Raw genomic sequence first — 20,632 nt, 5'->3', positions numbered from 1 at the left:
ATTTAAATTGTTTTCAGTGTAAGAGGCTGTCTCAAAAGGTCAGCAGATGAAAGACGAGAGGGAATTTTTATCCCTCTCGTTTTTTCGCGTTTCTGGATAAAAATCATAGAAAAAAATCGCCAATTCTCTTTAAATGAAATTATCCCGAGTCTCAATGAATGAAGACGATTTTTTTGAAAAACATTATCTTCGAAAAGTATAACATGCATCAACTCATTCTTCCAATGGATTTCAGCGACAGTATTCCCAAAAGCCATATATTGCGTATGTGCATATCCGGTTGTGAGCCCGACTTTTCCTGATGTATAGATTGAAGTGGTATCTTGATAGTTAATGACCTGCTGGTGGTCGATGGAGGCCGTGATGGAATTATCAACGACCTTCAGCGCTTCGTTATGCCATTTTGTATTATCGAATTGATCGATTTTGCCTGATTTCAGCACCTGTCCATTTTTTGTTAATTGGTAGTTTCCATTCGCGTAAACCCTGAAAATATATCCTGCGTTATCACCGCCGCCTGTGATTAGATTGCGTGCAACGATTCCAGCATAATTAGAGCTGGAATCCTGGGATTTGAGATCCAGTTTGAAGTCAACGCCAACCTCATAGTCTGCCCAGCGGTCATCTCCAAGCACGGTATCATTGCCGGATTTCGTATTCCATTCACCATTCGCGTGTGTCGAACGATCAATGACTCCTTCAAGTACATGACCCCTTCCTTGTTTCGTCACTTCAAATGCTCCGCCGATGTCTTCCGTATAGCGTGGTGTTCCGTTGCGACTTGCCGAATAACTCTGCATGCGCGGATCCGCTACGCTTCGGTCGCGATAGAGCATGTATCTCAGATCCGAATATTCAAAGTCGTCTTTATAAGGCAGGCTGAGGGCCTGGTCATGAGACGCATCTTGATTTTTCTGATGGTGGTATGGTTTTTGTCCTGAGGTTGTTGACAGCGTGGCGATCGTATTCGGCTGCAGATTATACGTAAAGGTATAACTTCCATCGCTTTCTTTTTTAGGATGAATGTTTGCTACGTGTTTTAGCCAGCGTGCATCATACGACTCACTCTGTTTTGGTCCTGAGGTCTCCCAGACATGCAAAATTTTTCCAGGATGTTTCATATTTTTCACAGTCACTTTGTAATTGCGTACCTGATTGCTGTCGTTAGTCATCACAACCGAATAATTGTTTTTCTGAGTATCAGTCAGCGTCAAGTAATTGTTGGTTGTGTCGGAGATGGAATTGTCACCCTTTCCGTCTCCAAACGATGCGCTCTGGACATATTGCCATCCCGGCTTAATAAAATTCATGAATTGACGGACAACAGGTATGCCGGCGTCTGTATAGTAATAACCGGACCATGGGCTGTCTGCTTCAATGAGTTCTTTCGACGAGTACTGACCGCCATCATAGAACGAACCGACAGCCGGTTGAAATTCGTAGCGAGTCATATAGGCGCTGGTTGATTCGCCTGACTGATACATGTTGATAAAGTGATTGGCAATATCAAGAGCGCCTGACGTACCACCCAGGCCGCCTTTAGGTTCGGACGTATTTAAACGGTACTGAGCATATGTGCTTGGAGCTACTCCTTCAGAATACCAGATCTGTTTATGGTATTGCTGGTTCATCAGGCGCATGTCGGCTGTGCCATGAGCATTGTAGTGCATGCTGATGACATCAATGTCGTTGCGCAGCTCTTCATCGTTTTTCATTAATGTTGGAAGCGATGTCGCACCAATCTGATCAGAGGCTACAATTTTGATCTTGCTGTAATCGTATCGTTCATTCCCTTCATTTTTTAAATGAGACGCGAAATACTTGATCCAATCTGGATCAGGTTTGCCCGTTTCATTCTTGTCGGGACTTATATAACTGAACTTAACTTTATACGTATCATAGACCGCGTCGATGGTTTCCTTGTACCATTTATATCGAGCAGCATACCCTGACTCATTGCCACTGCCAAAAGCATTGGTGACCCATTTCGGCTCTGCCCAGCGCAGCGCGTCGACCTGAAGTGACGGATTAATTTTTTGTGCGTCAGCTACAATATGCCAGTCCCATCCACGCAGGACATCAGCCTTTTCCCCCTCAGTTCGCTTGGTAGCCGGAGTGACGGCTGTGGACGTGTTGACATCGGCCCCCAGCTCGACCTTGATGAAATTCAAACCCGCTCCAGTCCGTGGATTAAACAGCTCGTTCATGAGTTTCCAATACTGTTTCGGGTGTTCGGCCTTATAATCCAGCAGCAGTCGGGATGTCCCATTACCGGATACCATTCCAAAGCCTTTGAATGTGTTTGCTGGATTAGTATCAACTGTATTTCCGTCGATCGTCAGCTGACGCACGTCACCTTGGCTGATTTCCGATTCAGCATGTCCGCCAATCGGATAAAACAGGAGAAAAGCAATTAAAAAGGCTGTCCCGATTAATGAAAGTTTTTTTTCATTTAAGTTTAACCCCTTTCTAAAATGGATGTTCTGGTATGCAACTTTCACCAAAATACTCAGATTATTGTTTATTCGATATATCACTTTCTTTTCACATCTATGGCGATCATTTGTACACAATACATGGCTCATTCTGGTTATCGAAAGGCAGTTGAGTTGAAGCGCCCGTTTTCAAATTGAAAAGCAGAAAACAATTTTGTATACGCTTTCATTATACTGTGTTGTAAAAAATCATGATTTTCCTCCTTCCGACTGAAAGGATTGATTTACTTTTTCTTTCCCCCAATCTTTTAAGTATAAATAGATAACGCTTTCAAAATTAAAAAACAATTCTGTGATACTAATACATCATTGTCGTAAACATTATAGGTCACATAGAAAAGTGTGTAAATGCTTTCATGATAATGCTTCTTTAGTCCTGCGTGTTACTCTTTATATTTGTCCGTACATAAAAATCCCAGTGAGGCCAGAAGCAATAAATGTATTTATAATCTATTATAGAGAGATGATAACGGAAAGTATTTCATCTATGTTATTACGAGTATGCTTTTCTTAATTAAAATGATAGAAAACAGACATACTGTATTATAGAGTTTCTTTTTAAAGCGCATCATTTTAAAATAATAAGTGAGAGGAAAGAAAATTTCTGAGAAAGGGGGGCATTCGGCTGATGGAAGCAGGTCACTCGAAGGATCAAAGAGCAAAGACAATGAAAAAATTGCCTAATAAAATGAAAACAAAAGTTGTTCTGCTGTCGGCAGCGCTGACGGCTGCCGCAGCGGTCTTTAAAGTGACGGAGAGCATGGTCGGACATCATTTCTATCGTCTTGCTATTGCGCGTGAGGACTCACCACGCCGAAAGAACCTTGATCCGGCAGTGCCGAAGGGCAGAATTGATCCGCTCATTCAAGAAAGAATAAATGAACAGAACGCAGCGAAGCAACACTTTCTCCAGGCTTGTCCGCCGACTGATTTATTTATAAATTCGTCTGACGGTCTGAAACTGCACGCCTGTCGTTTTGTTCCTCATCCGGAATGTCATCGCTGGGCAGTTCTGCTGCACGGATATATGGGGGATGCATCAAACATGTTCTATTATGCGTCTGTTTTTGCCGATCACCAATTCAATGTGCTGATTCCTGATTTGCGTGGGGCAGGGCAAAGCGAAGGCGATTATATTGGTATGGGGTGGCATGATCGACTCGATGTGGTCGCTTGGATCAATCGGTTGGTCAAGTGGGATCCACAGGCGCGGATTGTAATCTTCGGCATTTCGATGGGTGCTGCAACAGCGATGATGACAGCCGGCGAGAAACTGCCGAGTCACGTAGCTTGTGTCGTTGAGGATTGCGGCTACACATCGGTGGCCGATGAATTTGCTTATGAATTGCGCAATCTTTTCCGGCTTCCGGCATTCCCGATCCTGCGTTTCGCGGATCGAGTCACTCGTTCGCGAGCGGGTTATGGCATTTTTGAGGCATCAGCAATTGAACAATTGAAGAAATCCAATGTTCCGATCCTGTTTATTCATGGTGATAAGGATACGTTTGTCCCAACAAGCATGGTGCATCGTGTTTATGAAGCAGCAGCAGGAGATAAGGAACTTCTGCTTGTTAAGAATGCCACACATGGTGCTTCTGCACTGGTTGATCCGGAATTATATTTTTCGACTCTTTTTCGCTTTATTGATAAATATATTGGCTGCTAGTATCGCGCTTTAATAAGGATACTGTTTGTTTTTCTTGCTGTTTTATCGGTTGATTCTCCACCTGTTTTCTGGTTTTTCATAAATTCGCGCACTTTTTATGAATGGGCTGGTCTGCGGGGAGACCTTTGCATGGTTAAGCAAAGCCGGGTAAAAACACCCGGCTCTGCTTCACAGGATGTGCGTACCATTGATCACTGCAAGTATTTATTCTCTTGCGGATATTTATAAATTGCACATAAAAACAGCTTGTATCATTGGACAGATACAAGCTGCTCTTTATGTGCCTGTGACTTTTCTGATTTACTTAACCAAACGTTCCCAGATTACGAGGGTACCGCTTGCCAGCGACTTTTGCACGTCAATAATCCTTTGATTGGCGCTGCCGCGGAATTGTAAGGTCAGATCTTTCTGGTTCAGTTCAAAGCGTCCGTCAACGAGAATATCAATCTGAGACAGAAGTTCCCGCTTATCCTCTGAATCCTGTTGCAGTTCCTCCCATGTGTAGCCTGTCCATGACCAGATATCTTTCGTATGCCTGTATTCGCGGCGCAGCCGATTCACCAAAGAAAGGCAGACACCGGTATTCAAAAACGGTTCGCCGCCAAGCAATGTCAGACCCTGTACGTAGGGTTCACCTATGTCTTTAATAATCTGATCCTCCAATTCCTGAGTATACGGCTGCCCGTAGCGGAAATTCTGCGCGGCTTTATTATAGCAGCCGGGACAGTCAAACGGACAACCGCTGACATACAGACTGCAGCGTACGCCCTCGCCGTCCACAAAGTTAAACGGTTTATAACTGGCGATATAGTGCTGGCTTAATCGCTCTGCGAGCCATGTTTTTGGATTGGGTGTTCGCGGCCGCCTTTCTGATTCATTGTCCATCCGAATTCCTCCTGTTATTGCCGAGCAATCGTACTGTTATCATTGCCTAAGGACAGATGCTTGACACGTGACGCAATTTCAACGTGCCGTCCGTGAATCATCGGCCGCTGCTGCGGATTGCCTAAATAACCGCAGGTTCGTTTGACTACATCACAGGATTGTGGATCGGTATTGCCACATTCGGGACATTCGAAGCCGCGTTCAGTAGGCTTGAACTCGCCTTTGAATCCGCACTTAAAGCATTGATCGATTGGCGTGTTGGTTCCGAGATAGCCTACACGATCATAGGCGTAATCCCATACAGCTTCCAGCGCCTTCGGATTCTGTTTTAAGTTCGGATATTCGCAGTAATGGATAAAGCCTCCGGAACAGTACGGCGGGAAATCTTTTTCAAAATCCAGCTTTTCAAAAGGAGTCGGCGCCTTGCGGACGTCGTAATGAAAGCTGTTTGTATAGTATTCTTTGTCGGTTATATCTTTGACTTTGCCAAATTTTTCAGTATCCCGCCGGCAGAATGTATCGGTCAGACTTTCGCTGGGTGTACTATATACGCTAAAGTGGTAGCCATATTCGTTTTCCCAGTTCTGGCAGTGTTCCCAGAGCTTTTTAACAACGCTGACTGCGAAGTCTTTTGCTTCACCGTTGTTTTCCCAGGCGCTTCCATAAAAAACCGTACCGACTTCGTATAAGCCGATATAGCCGAGAGAAACGGTGGCGCGACGGTTCCGGAACAGCTTGTCCACAGAATCGGTGCGTTTCAGACGTTTGCCGAAAGCACCGTATTGGTACAAAATGGGTGCATTTTCCGGAGTTGCCTGCTTTGCACGTTCCACTTTGAAAACCAGAGCTTCTTTGCAGATCTGCAACCGTTCCTCGAGAATGGACCAGAACCGCTTCTTGCTTCCCTGTGATTCCAGCGCAATCCTTGGCAAATTGATTGTGACTACGCCAAGATTCATCCGTCCTGAGTTTACTTCTTTGCCGTCTTCATCATGCCATCCCTGCAGAAAAGAACGGCAGCCCATCGGTGCTTTAAAACTGCCGGTGAGTTCAATTAATTTATCATACATCAAAACATCCGGATACATGCGTTTTGTCGCGCATTCTACGGCCAGCTGTTTTATATCATAATTTGGATCTTCGGGATTCAGGTTCAATCCACGCTTTAAGCTGAATACTAATTTTGGGAAAATGGCCGTGCGGTGCTCCTTGCCGAGACCATCGATGCGAATGCGCAAAATGGCCTTTTGGATGGCACGTTCAATCCAGCTTGTTCCAAGTCCGAAGCCCAATGTAGTAAACGGCGTTTGTCCCTGAGAAGAATATAAAGTATTGATTTCATACTCTAAAGCTTGCATTGCATCGTAAATGTCTTTTTTTGTCTTTTGACGCGCAAAGGCTTGCTGGCGTTCTGTGCCATCGACCCATTCTTTTGCATCGCTTAAGTGTTTGTCGTAATTTTTTTTCGCAAACGGAGCCAGCAATTCATCCACGCGGTCGGCAGAACAGCCACCGTATTGACTGGATGCCACATTGGCAATGATCTGCGCCATCTGTGCGGTTGCCGTCTGGATGGAATGCGGCGGCTCTACATCGGCATTGCCAATTTTAAACCCGTGATTGAGCATTTCATTAAAATCAATCAGGCAGCAGTTAGTCATCGGACTGTAAGGCTGGTAGTCCAGATCGTGCCAGTGGATCTCGCCTTTTAAGTGTGCATTGGCTACTTTCGGAGGCAGCATTTTCAATCCGATTGCTTTGGCGACTGTGCCGGCAGTCAGATCGCGCTGCGTATTGAAGACCTGGCTGTCTTTATTCGCATTTTCGTTGACGATGGTTTTATCTTTATGTAACAACTTCCGAATGGTGAAATTGATATCAGTTGCCTGATTGCGTGCGAAGTCACGCTGCGTTCGATAATTGATGTACTCTTTTGCGATCTCGTACTGATGGTGAGTCAGGAGCGTCTGCTCGACAATGTTTTGAATTTCGTAAATTTTAACATCGGTGTGGAATCGTGATCCGATTTCGGCAACCACGTCATTGGTAATCTCATTGATTAATTGATGAGTTAACGGGTCAAGCTCGCCCTGGACATGTTTTGCGGCTTTCAGCAGTGCGGTCGTGATCTTTTCGGCATCGAAGTCTATAATACGGCCATCACGCTTCAATACGTGGATGGTCAGTTGCGTTTTCTCTGTTTTTTGTGCCGTTTCTAACATTTTGCATGCCCCCTTGAATAAGTACTCACTTATCATAGGGGATTAGCTGATGAGTTTCAATCAATATATTGAGATAAATAACGTCATTTTCGCCATATAAACACTATATATTGTTAATTCATGCGTTTGTGTCGCGAAAAAAACAAGTTGTGACAAGGTTGTGAAACATTCGGACAACATGAAAATTATTGGTAACTAATGGAATTTTAAGCGGGCTCCGGCGGGGCGTCCCTGTTAATGCGAGCAATCGGAGCCGCAGTATAAAGTTCGGCACTTTTTGGGACAGCTTCGTGAGGCAGAGCGCAGGGATGCAGAAAGCCAGTCAATTATTGCAGCCGTCCAAATTAACAATTATTCGCCCCCTTGCCTGACCGTTCAGCAGCGTCGGAAGCGTATCCGGCAGCTGGTCCAGAGTGATTTCTTTTTGGACCAATGCTTCCGGATTTGCGGGTTTCCATGATTGAGCCAGACGCTCCCATATTTTGATACGTGTGCTCATCGGGCAGTAAACGGAATCAATGCCAAGCAGACTGATACCGCGTAAAATGAACGGGAAAATCGTTGCCGTCAGACGCGTACCGGCCGTCAGACCGCAGGCGGCGACCGCGCCGCCATAACGAATTTTACGAAGCAGCGCAGCGAGCGGTTCACCGCCAGCGGAATCAATCGCTGCGGTCCATTGCTGCTTCTGCAGCGGTTTGGAAGACACGTCATTGATTTCATTGCGATCAATAACTGTTTGTGCGCCAAGCGTCTTTAGATACACACTTGCGGATGATTTTCCTGTGCTAGCGGTAACTGTGTAGCCACAAGCTGAAAGGATTGAGACGGCGAAGCTGCCGACACCGCCGGTTGCTCCGGTTACGAGCACCGGGCCGTGATCGGGCGCTACGTGATTTTCTTCAAGACGAAGAACAGATAGAGCCGCAGTAAATCCGGCAGTGCCGATAATCATTGATTCCCGAAGTGAAAGTCCTTTAGGCAGCGGAATGATCCAGTCAGCCGGAATGCGTGCAAATTCACTGTATCCGCCATAATGAGAAACGCCAAGTCCATATCCGGTTGCAATGACCGGGTCGCCCTCTTTAAAGCGCGCGTCTTTGGATGATGCCACAATTCCCGCAAGATCGATACCGGGGACAAACGGATAGGCATTCACGATACGTCCGTCTGGTGTTGCGGCAAGTCCGTCCTTGTAATTGATGCTGGAGTAGCAGACATGTATGAGCACATCCTCCTCTGGCAAGTCATCCAGAGTCAGTTCCTGTATCTTTTGAGTAAACAACTGATCTTGTTTGTTGACTACGAACGCGTGAAATTTTTTCATGATGCTCGCCTCAACTCTCTGGTCATTTTTCCAAATTAATCATACCAAATTTAATAAAATAAAAATCAAAAAATCACTCAATCCTTGATTTAAACATTCAATTGAATTATTTCGTCAATCTATTGACATATAATTCTCTTGAATCAGTACGAATAAAGGGTAAAAATGTATGTAATTGTATCAAAAACGGTATGGAAATGATTGAGAAACATGCTGCGGAGGAGTGGGACATTTTAATGCAACCGGATGATAAAGTCTATAAAAATTATCTGCAGATTTTAAAAGAAGAACTGGTGCCCGCAACAGGCTGTACGGAACCGATTGCCGTTGCCTATGCGGCGGCGAAAGCCAGGGAAGTGCTCGGGACATTACCTGAAAGTTGCGTGATTGCTGCAAGCGGGAATATTATCAAAAATGTTAAGAGTGTGATTGTTCCCAATACGAACGGTATGAAAGGCATCGCTGCGGCAGCAGCTGCCGGAATCGTTGCCGGCGACGCCTCGCAAAAGCTGGAAGTGCTGTCTGATATTCGTGAAGCGGACAAAGCGCAAATCCAATCCTATATAAACGAACACGAGCTGATAGTTGTTCCCGCTGATAACGATATGGTCTTCTATATAGCAGCTACGGTTAAGTACGGGAACGAAGAGGTAACCGTGGTGATTGAACACTTTCACACGAATATCGCCCTGATTACGCGCAACGGAATAAAACTGTATGAGTCAGGGGCAAGCGGCAAAGTCAATGAGAGTCACGGCCTGACGGATCGCAGTTGCCTTAACATACGGGATATTCTTGACTTTATTCAGAGTGTGCGAATGGAGGATATCTCCGAAGTGATCGGGCGACAGATTGATTATAATACGGCTATTTCCGCGGAAGGGCTGAAGGACAACTGGGGCGCGAACATAGGAAAAGTGCTGCTGAGCGCCTGTGGCAATGACGTGAGGACACGCGCACGCGCGGCGGCAGCAGCCGGATCGGATGCGCGTATGGGTGGCTGTGAAAAACCGGTCGTCATTGTATCGGGCAGCGGCAATCAGGGAATGACGGCGTCTCTGCCGGTGATCGAGTATGCCAAAGAACTGCATGCATCACAAGACAAACTTTATCGTGCCGTTGCTTTATCCGATCTGGTTACGATTTATCAGAAAACCGGAATCGGCCGCCTTTCCGCCTATTGCGGCGCCGTCAGTGCCGGTTGCGGTGCTGGCGCAGGCATCGCTTATTTATATGGCGGAGATTATGACGTTATTGCGCATACCATTGTCAATGCGGTGGCGATCACGTCGGGCATTATCTGTGACGGTGCCAAACCTTCATGCGCCGCTAAGATCTCGGCAGCGGTCGATGCAGGTATTTTCGGTTACTATATGTACGAGCACAATCAGCAGTTTTTAGACGGAGATGGTATTGTCACGAAAGGTGTGGATAATACCATCCACAACGTGGGTGCGCTGGCTCAAAAGGGAATGCGGCAGACGGACCGCGAGATCATTCGTATTATGCTCAGAAAGACCGGCAAGCCAGGGATAGCAGCGAAAGACTGATTCTAAATCAGAGGCATTAACGAAATTCACTGCCAATGGTTCCTGCGTTTTTGGCAGCTTAAAGAAAGGATAAAATTCTGCTCTGTATCCAGCCAAACAATAACTTGACTCATGATAGAGAAGGGATTTTCGCTGACCATAAAGGAACTTTCAATAAAGAACTTTCAATAAAGAACTTTCGCTAAGTGCGCATACGTCCTGTATGCAACGCGAAAGCCATCACGTCCTGTGAAAGGAAGACCGGACGTTTTTTTGCCCCGGTTTTTTAATCACCGGACATCTCTGAAGCGCATTTTTATAAATAAATACTTTAGCGAATAAACGCGTTGCATTGTGAAAAATGATGTGTTAGAATAGCGTCACTAACCTTTTCGGTAAGAACAGAGAAAGAAGACAGGAGAGAGGATGTTTACGGTGGTAAAGGAGAAAATGACGGTCAAAGTTTTTGTGAATCATGTACTTGTCGGGCATGCAGTTGGTATCGTTGCCGGGCTGATTCCTTCGGCTCTGCTTAGTGAATTAAGCAAAGCATTAATGGGGCAAATGCCCGTTTTTGGCATTATGAATCAGCTGGTATCCATTTACATGCTGGCTGTTCCGCTTTTGATTGGTGCAGCGGTCGGTTATCAGTTCAAAATGAAGCCAATTCCTATGGTCTGTGTGGCGGCATCCGCCTGGATTGGCTCCGGTGCCCTGAACTTCACCTCAGGCGGCATCGTGATTAACGGAATGGGCGATCTGGTCAATACATTAGTGACGATCAGTTTAACCAGCGCATTAGTGCTGCTGATTGGAGACCGTTTAAAGTCATTTGAACCGCTGGTGATGCCGGTGCTTGTCTGTGTCATTGGCGGCGGTGCGGGTGTACTCATGTTTCCATATATACACAAAGTAACCGTAGGCCTTGGACAGATGATCAACAGCTTTTCCGTCCTTCAGCCGATTCCGATGGGCATTTTGATTGCAGTATGCTTCTCAGTGGTGATGATTTCTCCGGTGTCCACAGTAGCAATTGCGACAGCGATCGGTCTCGGCGGCATTGCCTCAGGAGCCGGTAACCTGGGCTGTGTGGCAGCGGCAGTCGGTATGTTCGTCGGAGGTCTGCATGTCAATAAAATCGGTCTTTCGCTTTCCATTGTGCTCGGCACGCCAAAAATCATGATTGCGGCCATGGTCCGTCAACCCAAAATATTGGTGCCGATTATGCTGAACGCTGCCTTGCTGGGAACAGTCGGCGCACTTTTCGGAATAAAAGGCACACCAATCAGCGCCGGATTCGGTTTTTCAGGCATGGTCGGTCCGATTAATGCCATTCATTTTATGCCGGGTGGCTTCACGGCAGGTAACCTCTTGGTAGTTGCACTTGTCTTCATTGTGCTTTCTTTTGCTGGAGGCTTCTTCTTTGAATGGCTTTGCAGACAGGTCTTCCATCTTTATAAGGCTGAAGATTACAGCACGGAGATGGCTGAATTTAGAAAAGAAAAAAAGAAAGCACAGCCTAAATTTACTCTTGAAAAAGCCTGATTAAAAATACAAAAAACCTCACGTTTTGTGCATGATTGATGTGAACAAATGTGAGGCTTTTCTTTATTCAGAAAATGAAGTGTTGAACATGATGCCGTGCGTCATCGCGTATGCGGGCAATGTTTCTTGCTTCGTAAATGCAGCATGCTTAATCAGCAAGTACCTGTTCTATTTGATTCAGGACTTCTTCGCTGAGCTTGACATCCGCGGCCTTTGAATTGTCAATAATCTGTTCCGGCTTGCTGGCGCCGACAACAACGCTGGCAACGTTATCCTGACGAAGAATCCAGGCCAGTGCCAGCTGGGCCATACTGATATCAAGCTCTGCAGCCATTTTTTTAAGTTTCGCAACTTTACTCAAGTTATTCTCGGTCAGGTATTCCTTGATGTGCCCCTTGTTTTCCGCAGCCCTGCTTCCAGTCGGGAACTGATTTGTTGACGTATATTTTCCTGTGAGTACGCCTTGCGCAAGTGGCGACCAGCATACCTGACTGACGCCATGTGCCTGACTGGCAGGGATGACCTCATGTTCAATGTGCCGCGCAAACATATTGTATTTGGATTGGTTGGCGACAAAGTGGTTGAGCAGCTTTTCATCGGCAATATGTGCCGCTTCCGTAATTTGTGCTGCAGTCCATTCGCTGACGCCGATATAATTTACTTTCCCCTGATGGATCAGATCGTCAAACGCGCGTAAAGTTTCTTCAAGCGGCGTCTCTTCATCGAAGCGATGACAATAATAGAGATCAATATAGTCAACGTCCAGTCGTTTTAAACTGGCATGGGCCTGTTCCATAATGTGTTTTCTGGAAAGTCCGCGATCATTGGGACCGTCGCCCATCGGAAAGTAAACCTTAGTTGACAGCACGATGGAATCGCGTGGAAAGGATTTAATTGCTTTTCCGACCACTTTTTCTGCTTCGCCGCGCATGTAGACATTAGCCGTATCAAAAAAGTTGATACCCAGATCATAGGCTTTAAGAATCGTGTTTACTGCATTTTCATTGGCGACATAGCCGCCGTAGGTCAGCCAGCTGCCGAGACTGACTGTGCTGACTTTGAGACCGGTATTGCCGAGATGACGATAGTTCATGAAACCCCTCCTCAGTTTTGCGGTTTACCAGGCGTTATCTTGAGCTGCCTTCTCTTTAATCATAATCTTCTCTTTGTTTATAAGAAACATTATTGACTTTGCTCTGAATCAAATCATCAATACAATGTCCTGGTTAAGCGTAAAAGTGGAAGGCGCGCTGCCGCCCGCGGGGAACATGTCCGCGAGCAGCGATATTGCAAATAAAAGGAACAGGTCAGCGGCGCTGGTTGATGATTGTGATGAAGACGATGACCGGTAAATCACTCGCTATGGCCGGAAAACTGCGCTGAATGGTCGGTAAATCACCTGCAAGCAATGACCGGTAACCCGCAACGAGTGTGTCCGATTTTTCTAAAGCATCAACAAATAGGCTGGCGACTCGTTTTTGAATCGTTTAATATCGGTTCATCCTCCGTTAATTTTAGATGCATATGATCATTTTACGGATCGGGAGATGGATAAAAAATCCGTCTTCCGCATGAGTGAATTCCCGGTCTGGCGATCATTACGAAACGAAGGCGCATGTTATATTGTTGATTCAAAAGGAGGAATAAACGTGAACCAGAACAAAGCAACAACAGAAATAGCGAAAAAAAAGGTCGATTGGGCGGTGGAAGCACGCGGACTCGTGAAGCAGTTCGGCACATACCGGGCAGTTGACGGAATCGACCTGAACGTACGTGCAGGTACTGTTTACGGCGTACTTGGTCCGAACGGAGCCGGCAAAACGACGACCATTCGTATGCTTACAACCTTACTGCGTCCGGATGCCGGATCCGCCCGGGTTTTCGGACACGACGTCACGAAGGAGCCCCACATCGTACGTCAATTGATCGGTGTCACCGGACAATATGCTTCAGTTGATGAATCGCTGAGCGCAACGGAAAATCTGGTCATTTTTTCACGACTGCTCGGTCTGGGGCGTGCTGAATCCCGACGCAAGTCGGCGGAACTGCTTGAGGCATTCGGCCTGACCGAGGCGGCAAAACGTCCGCTGAAAAATTTTTCCGGAGGCATGCGCCGTCGTCTTGATCTTGCGGCCAGCCTGATTGCGCAGCCGCCGCTTATTTTTCTGGATGAACCGACAACCGGTCTTGATCCACGCACACGCAACCAGATGTGGACCACGATTCGCCAGCTGGTCGACACAGGTTCGACAGTTTTGCTGACCACTCAGTATCTTCAGGAAGCAGATGAACTCGCGGATCGCATTGCCGTGATTGATCGCGGGCGTGTCGTTGCCGAAGGAACCGCGGATGACTTGAAAGCCTCAATCGGTCAATCATCGCTGCAACTGCGTATACAGGATCCGAAAGACATGGAGTGTGCGCGTCGGATCGTTGAGCAGGAACTTCGGGTAACGGCTGTTGCATCACCCGAAGGAGGGCAGCTCACCGCCCCCTTGGCGGATGCCGACAAGGTTGCCGATCTGCTCATCACGCTGCGCGAGGCGGACATTCATCTGGCCGAGTTGAGTGTGCAGAAACCGACACTTGACGAAGTATTTCTCGCGATTACCGGGCACAGCGCTCAAACGGAGACATCCGAAAAAACTGATGCAGAAGATAAGGGGGCAGGGTTATGAATCAAATGAAGATTATACCTGCGGCTGATCGACAACTGAGAAAAAATGCGGGTCTTGGACAAACCGTCCGCAATTCATTGACAATGGCGGGAAGAGGTTTGCTGAAAATTCGTCGTACACCTGAACAATTATTCGACGTCACCCTTCAGCCGATTATTTTTACGTTGATGTTTACGTATATCTTTGGCGGAGCGATCTCAGGCGATGTGAAAAGCTATCTGCCCGTTATTATACCGGGCATTCTGGTTCAGACAGTTATTACGACGTCGATTGTTACCGGAGTGCAGCTGCGCGAAGATATGGACAAAGGCGTTTTTGATCGTTTTAAATCCTTGCCGATTGCGCGCATTGCGCCGCTTGCCGGTGCACTTCTGGCCGATACGGTCCGATACACGATTGCGACGGTGCTTACTTTTTCAATGGGCTATGTGATGGGTTACCGGCCAGACGGGGGATTTGCTTATGTAGTGCTTTCCGGATTGCTGGTTATTGTCTGCTCCTGGTCAATCAGCTGGATCTTTGCATTCTTCGGTGTGATTGCGCGCACAGCTTCAAGTGTGCAGGGCATTTCAATGCTTGCTCTGTTCCCGCTGACCTTCCTTTCCAATGCATTCGTTCCAGTTAATACGTTGCCGGACTGGCTTCAGTGGTTTGCAAAAATTAATCCGGTTTCCCATCTCATTACGGCGGTAAGGCGGCTGACCAATGATGGTGCTTTTGGGTGGGATTTTACTGTCACATTAATCGGGGCGGCCGTCATTGTCATCATCTTCGCGCCGCTTACTGTTCGTGCCTACATGCGCCGTGCATGAGTCTGAGGGCCATAAACGGAAAAAGGTGTGTACTGAAGCAAGATGTACCATGAACTGCATGATGAATCCGACTTTTTATCGCATAAAATAAATTCCATGCTCGCCATCACTAATTTCAGTTATACTAATCACAAAGCACTGTTAAACGATACAGCTGATGGTCTGCTGAATTTAAGTGTGAAAACGAGTACTCACATTGTATTTAAGCAGACTGGTCACACTTTTCAACCCAGCATTTTTCGCAAATGGGCCAATCCGTACGCATGCGCAGCATTATCCTTGGGACGGCAGGGGGTGGGAAGAAGCGACAAAGAATTCTTCAGAGATGCTGGAATTCGTATTTTTCGAAACCACAACGGGTGGAAAGGAACGAACGGAATGGGACTGATTGTCGGACTGTTTGCGGCAATTCTTATATTTGTCATCTTTCTAGCAATCGGCGGATTGCTGATCACATCGCTGGCGTGGCTCATAATTGGTATTACTGCTCTGATTTTCTTCGTTTTTTTTCGGTTCATGCTGAAGTGGCTGTTGATTATTCTGCTTGCCATTGGTGTGTACAAGCTCTTAAAAGGCATTTTCTCAAGATAGGTTTCAACTGGCTACCTGTGAGAAGAAAAATGAGGTTTGCGAATCATTCAAAGTCGTCATCTACACCGACGGACCCTCAGACTTGTGAAATCTTCGGGTTTTTGCAGCATCTGCGCACTTCTCTTTGCTTTCTGGTCGAGATCTTATTTTGCTGGCCTGTTACTTATCATACAAAAAAGCAGCCTGAAAAGCCGGCTGCTTTTTCCATTGCGGTGCGCGCGGTATGGGCGAATGTATCAATTAAGGATCAGCTGATAGGCGAGTCGTTTGCCGTTCGGCATGTCCAGATGAACCACGCCGCGGTAATCAAAACCGGCCTGCTTAATCACGTGCTGCATGCGTGGATTTTCGGGATGCGTATCAATGCGGATATCTGTATGCCCTTGAAGCGCGGCAGCGGTGATGAGGTGGCTCATCAATACGGAAGACAAGTGCAGTCCGCGAAAATCGGATGAAATCGCTACACGGTGAATGGATGCATAGCCGGTTTCACTGGAAATCTTCCAGGAGCCCTGCTCAATCGCTTCGTATGCCGGATCGATTTCCTCGGAAATAATACCGATACCGGCGACGTGTCCGTCAATGACAAGGACATTGGCCCTCTTCTGTACAATATCATCGCGCAGAGTCGCTTCGTCGGGATATCCGTTCTGCCATTGATCGATGCCATCCGCTTTTAACAATCGTTTTGCTTGTTCAACAATGGTTATGATTTCGGGATAATCTTCTATTGAAGCTTTGCGTAAATAGGCGGTCAAACGCAATCCCCCATTCCGATATGGTGTGTCGCTTTGTTATCGATGTATTTATTATAGTGGAGAATATAGCTGTTCAGCAATGCACAGCTACCTGCCCGAAAAAGAGCGGAGAGCAGCAACTTACAGAAAGCAAGACTGCCTCATGCATGTGTATGCGAGATAAGACAGTCTTGTTTTATTCATGCTGCGCGCCACGGATTGAGTTCACTTGCTGAATGGTTCCATCAGGCTGCTGATACGCAGGGAGTTTTACCCCGGGGTTGCGACAGCCTGGTGAAACGTGGACTGAAGACGGCGCTATTCGGATTGAAGCAACCCGGTTTTCCTTTTTTTACTCTTGAATTTACATCTTAAGTGCAACTACGTCTTTGCCTTCGTCAGAGGTTTGGCAAAGTCAGGTTTTCTAATTTACTTTAACGGTGTCCATTTCCATTCAAGAACTTCTGGTAAATCATCGCCTTCTTCGCGAATATAACGGTTGTGTCTGGCAATGGCGTGATCCATCCTGGCAATGAATGCGTCACGCTTCTCCGCGCAGCGCGGCTGCATGAGCACTGCTGCCTTTGCGAGATGGAAGCGATCAAGGTGATTCAGCACGCGCATATCAAAGGGTGTCGTGATATCTCCGTTCTCACGATAGCCGTGAACGGTCAGATTTCGGTTATGCCTGCCATAGAACAGGCTTTCAATTAAACCCTCGTAGCCATGAAAGGCGAAAAGCACCGGCCTGTCTCTGGTAAAGTAATGGTCAAAAGCCTCATTGGAGAGACCCCGGCTGCTTTTTTTCGGTGTTCTCAACTTGAGTAAATCAACCACATTCACAAAGCGTATTTTCATCTCAGAGAAAGTTCGATGCAGAAGCTGAATGGCTGCCAGACATTCCAATGTCGGTTCGGTACCGGCACTCGCGATAACGATATCAGGTTCTGTTCCCTGATCGGTGCTCGCCCAGTCGATGATGCCAAGCCCAGTGTCAACGAGTTCGGTCGCTTCATCCATTGAAAACCATTGCGGACGCGGGTGTTTTGATGCGACGACTAAATTAATTTTATCGCTGCTCTTAAAAACTTTTGCTGCAACGGCAAGCAGTGTATTGGCGTCCGCGGGCAGATACTCACGAATGTATTCCTGTTTTTTTTCAGCAAGATGCGTAAGCAATCCCGGATCCTGATGGGTGTATCCGTTATGATCCTGCTGAAAAACGGTCGAAGAGGCAATCAGATTTAAAGAAGGAGATGATCTTCTCCAGGTGAGTTCACTCGATTTACGCAGCCATTTGAAATATTGTGTGATCATTGAATCGACGACACGCAGAAAGGCCTCGTAGCTTGCGAAGAAACCGTGGCGGCCAGTGAGGATATAACCCTCAAACCAGCCTTCTGCCTGGTGCTCGGACAATTGCGCGTCGAGAATACGTCCGGCAGGCGCAACGAATTCATCTCTCGGCTCGTCGATACGGCCAAGCCATTGCCTGCTGCTCGTTTCAAAGACAGGAGTCAGCCGGTTCGATGCGGTTTCATCCGGTCCGAAAACGCGAAAGTTAGTCGGGTTGAGTCGAATGAGATCGCGGACATAGCTGCCGAAGACGATCATGTCCTGAGCGGTCTGGCTGCCGTGCGCTTTAATGTCGATCGCATATCCGCGATGATCCGGGAGCCGGAGTGGCCGTGGATCGATCCCTCCATTGGTAATTGGGTTGACGGACATACGTTTGCGTCCTTTCGGAGGAATTGAGGCCACTTCTGAAACCGGTGATCCATCTGCACGAAACAATTCTTCCGGATGGTAGGATTTCAGCCAGCGCACTAGTTCGTCAACATGCTCCAGATGTTGCTGATCAACCGGGATCGGGATTTGATGTGAACGGAATGAGTCTTCGACTGGCTTACCTTCCCAGAATTTTGGCCCGGTCCATCCTTTTGGACTGCGGAAAATGATCACCGGCCAATGCGGCATGGCTGGATCGTCATTTTCACGTGCGTTTTTTTGGATGCGGATGATTTGTTCGATGGCCTGATCAAGTGCGGCGGCCATCGCCGGGTGCATGATCTGCGGATCGCTGCCAGCGACGAAGTAAGGCGCCCATCCCAAGCCTTCAAAATATTTTCTTAGGTCTTCATCAGAAGTGCGCGAGAACAAAGTCGGATTGCTTAACTTATAGCCATTAATGTAAACAATTGGCAGAATGGCACCATCATGAATCGGATTAATAAAATGGTTAGCGTGCCAGGCAGTGGCCAGCGGTCCGGTTTCGGCTTCACCATCACCGATGACAACAGCGGCAATTTGATCCGGATTGTCCAGAATGGCACCGACACCGTGAGCAATTGAATAGCCGAGTTCGCCCCCTTCATGAATCGATCCCGGCGTTTCCGGTGCGGCGTGGGAGGCGAAACCGCCCGGCCAGGAAAAATGTTTGAACAGGCGCTGCATCCCCTGCCTATCTTGCGGGAAATCAGGATAAATTTCACTGTAGCTTCCATCCAGATAGCTGTTTGATACCATCACCTGTCCGCCGTGACCTGGGCCTTCTATGTAGCACATGTGCACATCGTATTTGTTGATGATGCGATTGAGGTGTGCATAGATGAAATTCTGGCCGGAGATCGTGCCCCAATGGCCAATCGGATGCACTTTAATATCGCTCGCAACAATCGGACGGTCGAGCAGCGGATTGTCTTTTAGATAGATTTGGCCGATTGACAGGTAATTCGCTGCACGCCAATATTTATCCAATTTATCAAAATAGGACTTTGCGGAGTAGTCCGTTAACTTTTCTTTTGATTCTTCCATATATACTGCAGCTCCTTTCAGCATCGTGATGTCCATAGTATAGTGTTCGTCAGTATGAAGGAAAAAATAAGTCTCGATCGGGAAAAGATGACGCCAAGCGCACATTGAAGCAGCCTAGATCATTTGAAATGGCGTGATATCTTATATGAATTCGCGATTCGGGATGCAGACCCCTTTTTAAGCGGTAAAGAAAGTTTAAAATGTTGCCCTGTAAGTAATCAAACAATGGATCCGCTAAGCATCAAAGCGGAGACGCGCTGATGATGCCAGCGAGCAGCTGCATGGATCTATATCCCGTCGATACAACAGGATATTCTGCAGCCCTCGATCATCGAGTGTGATCGATCTCCGCTACAAAAACTTGGTGATTGCGGATATAATGGAAAAGAATAATCGGCTTTGCATAGCCAAACGATCGATGCCCTTGCATCGCTATAGCGTTTTAACATCAGCACTGGAGGTTTTTAATTTGAGTGGGGAGCAACTGAGACTGGACTATTTCTTTGAAAATAGGGACACTTTTTACGTACCTGAAGTCTTCCAGGACGTTGAGTATCCATGGGAATCATTGAAAAAAGCGACGGAGATCGTCAAGGAGCGTGTGGAAAAGAAAAACCTGAAACAAAATGAAGGACAGCTTGCTGAAGGCAGCTATCTGCATGGCAATTATTCAATCGGCAAGGGTACGGTCATTCATTCACAAGTCACCATTGAAGGCCCTGTCATTATTGGTGAGAACGTCACCATTCAGTCCGGTGCGCTGATCCGTCCGTATACGATTATTGGCAATCACTGCGTGATCGGGCACGGATGCGAAGTCAAGCATGCCATTATCGGTAACGGAGCGAAGGTGCAGAGTTTTACGTTTGCCGGTGATTCAGTTATCGGTCAGGGTGCGCGAGTCGGTTCGGGGACCATTATTGCGAATCGGCGTTTCGATCAGGGAATTATCGGAGTTAAAGTGGACGGCGTCTACACTCCTTTTCAAACGGATTTCTTCGGGTGCGTCCTCGGCGATTACAGCAGAATCGGCGCTAATTCCGCGACGCTCCCTGGAACCTGTATTGGCCCATACACATGGGTGTTCCCGCTGACCCGTGTTCATGGATTCATACCGAAAGAAACACGGGTATCGATGGGCGGAAAAGAACTTACTCTTACACCGAATAAGAAACTGAAACTGAAACCTTAACAGAGAAGAAAAAAAGCATCCCGAGCGGATGCTTTTCATTTTATACTATAAGGAAGTTTAAAATTCAGCGGATTATCGTATAAGTGCGGCGGCGTCTTTGCCTTTGTCAGTGGCTTGGCAAAGGTTAACAAACGGTGGC

At 47.0% G+C, this 20,632-nt stretch carries 14 protein-coding genes; 7 read left to right on the top strand and 7 right to left on the bottom strand.

The annotated features are described in order from the left end of the window. Nucleotides 1–2: 2 nt before the first annotated feature. Nucleotides 3–2,501 (bottom strand): glycoside hydrolase family 30 protein, encoded by a 2,499-nt coding sequence (locus tag M3N64_RS05695; RefSeq protein ID WP_249099371.1) that lies wholly within the window; start codon nucleotides 2,499–2,501, stop codon nucleotides 3–5. A 661-nt stretch (nucleotides 2,502–3,162) separates the two neighbouring features. Here M3N64_RS05695 and M3N64_RS05690 point away from each other — a divergent pair. Beyond that, the gene (locus tag M3N64_RS05690) at nucleotides 3,163–4,161 is read left to right on the top strand and encodes an alpha/beta hydrolase (protein WP_249099369.1); all 999 of its coding nucleotides are present in this window, start codon (nucleotides 3,163–3,165) and stop codon (nucleotides 4,159–4,161) included. Between the two features lie 300 nt (nucleotides 4,162–4,461). On the opposite strand, the gene nrdG is transcribed toward M3N64_RS05690, so the two are convergent. From nrdG to M3N64_RS05675, 3 genes are all read right to left on the bottom strand, one after another. Next, the gene (gene nrdG / locus M3N64_RS05685) at nucleotides 4,462–5,046 is read right to left on the bottom strand and encodes an anaerobic ribonucleoside-triphosphate reductase activating protein (RefSeq protein WP_249099365.1); all 585 of its coding nucleotides are present in this window, start codon (nucleotides 5,044–5,046) and stop codon (nucleotides 4,462–4,464) included. A gap of 14 nt (nucleotides 5,047–5,060) precedes the next feature. Next, on the bottom strand, nucleotides 5,061–7,268 hold the full coding sequence (gene nrdD, locus M3N64_RS05680; RefSeq protein ID WP_249099363.1) for an anaerobic ribonucleoside-triphosphate reductase: 2,208 nt from the start codon (nucleotides 7,266–7,268) through the stop codon (nucleotides 5,061–5,063). A 322-nt stretch (nucleotides 7,269–7,590) separates the two neighbouring features. Next, nucleotides 7,591–8,595 (bottom strand): oxidoreductase, encoded by a 1,005-nt coding sequence (locus M3N64_RS05675; protein ID WP_283163309.1) that lies wholly within the window; start codon nucleotides 8,593–8,595, stop codon nucleotides 7,591–7,593. A 197-nt stretch (nucleotides 8,596–8,792) separates the two neighbouring features. Between M3N64_RS05675 and M3N64_RS05670 the strand changes: the two genes are divergently transcribed. Both M3N64_RS05670 and M3N64_RS05665 read left to right on the top strand, forming a co-directional pair. Next, the gene (locus M3N64_RS05670) at nucleotides 8,793–10,145 is read left to right on the top strand and encodes an L-cysteine desulfidase family protein (RefSeq protein ID WP_249099360.1); all 1,353 of its coding nucleotides are present in this window, start codon (nucleotides 8,793–8,795) and stop codon (nucleotides 10,143–10,145) included. Nucleotides 10,146–10,559: 414 nt separating this feature from the next. Beyond that, on the top strand, nucleotides 10,560–11,669 hold the full coding sequence (locus tag M3N64_RS05665) for a PTS sugar transporter subunit IIC (RefSeq protein ID WP_249099358.1): 1,110 nt from the start codon (nucleotides 10,560–10,562) through the stop codon (nucleotides 11,667–11,669). A 148-nt stretch (nucleotides 11,670–11,817) separates the two neighbouring features. Here the strand turns inward: M3N64_RS05665 and M3N64_RS05660 are convergent, their stop codons facing one another. Beyond that, entirely contained in the window at nucleotides 11,818–12,762 is a 945-nt protein-coding gene (locus tag M3N64_RS05660; protein WP_249099355.1) for an aldo/keto reductase family protein, read from the bottom strand. A gap of 556 nt (nucleotides 12,763–13,318) precedes the next feature. Between M3N64_RS05660 and M3N64_RS05655 the strand changes: the two genes are divergently transcribed. The 3 genes from M3N64_RS05655 (at nucleotide 13,319) to M3N64_RS05645 (ending at nucleotide 15,750) form a co-directional block, all read left to right on the top strand. After that, on the top strand, nucleotides 13,319–14,347 hold the full coding sequence (locus tag M3N64_RS05655; protein ID WP_249099353.1) for an ATP-binding cassette domain-containing protein: 1,029 nt from the start codon (nucleotides 13,319–13,321) through the stop codon (nucleotides 14,345–14,347). A gap of 5 nt (nucleotides 14,348–14,352) precedes the next feature. Continuing rightward, on the top strand, nucleotides 14,353–15,159 hold the full coding sequence (locus M3N64_RS05650) for an ABC transporter permease (RefSeq protein ID WP_438271003.1): 807 nt from the start codon (nucleotides 14,353–14,355) through the stop codon (nucleotides 15,157–15,159). A 294-nt stretch (nucleotides 15,160–15,453) separates the two neighbouring features. Further along, nucleotides 15,454–15,750, top strand: a complete 297-nt coding sequence (locus M3N64_RS05645) for a hypothetical protein (RefSeq protein WP_249099346.1) — start codon at nucleotides 15,454–15,456, stop codon at nucleotides 15,748–15,750. A gap of 236 nt (nucleotides 15,751–15,986) precedes the next feature. On the opposite strand, the gene M3N64_RS05640 is transcribed toward M3N64_RS05645, so the two are convergent. After that, complete coding sequence (locus M3N64_RS05640; protein WP_249099345.1) at nucleotides 15,987–16,508, bottom strand: GNAT family N-acetyltransferase; 522 nt, start codon at nucleotides 16,506–16,508, stop codon at nucleotides 15,987–15,989. Between the two features lie 408 nt (nucleotides 16,509–16,916). Continuing rightward, nucleotides 16,917–19,301 carry a phosphoketolase family protein gene (locus M3N64_RS05635; protein ID WP_249099344.1) on the bottom strand — a complete coding sequence of 795 codons (2,385 nt, stop codon included), beginning with the start codon at nucleotides 19,299–19,301 and terminating at the stop codon, nucleotides 16,917–16,919. Nucleotides 19,302–19,770: 469 nt separating this feature from the next. On the opposite strand from M3N64_RS05635, the gene M3N64_RS05630 reads away from it, so the two are divergent. Continuing rightward, complete coding sequence (locus M3N64_RS05630; RefSeq protein WP_249099341.1) at nucleotides 19,771–20,493, top strand: DapH/DapD/GlmU-related protein; 723 nt, start codon at nucleotides 19,771–19,773, stop codon at nucleotides 20,491–20,493. The last annotated feature ends 139 nt before the right edge of the window (nucleotides 20,494–20,632 follow it).

This window comes from Sporolactobacillus mangiferae, assembly GCF_023336505.1.
Taxonomy (GTDB): domain Bacteria; phylum Bacillota; class Bacilli; order Bacillales; family Sporolactobacillaceae; genus Sporolactobacillus; species Sporolactobacillus mangiferae.
The sequence above is the reverse complement of the archived record's forward strand: the minus strand, read 5'-3'. Positions and strand labels throughout refer to the sequence as shown.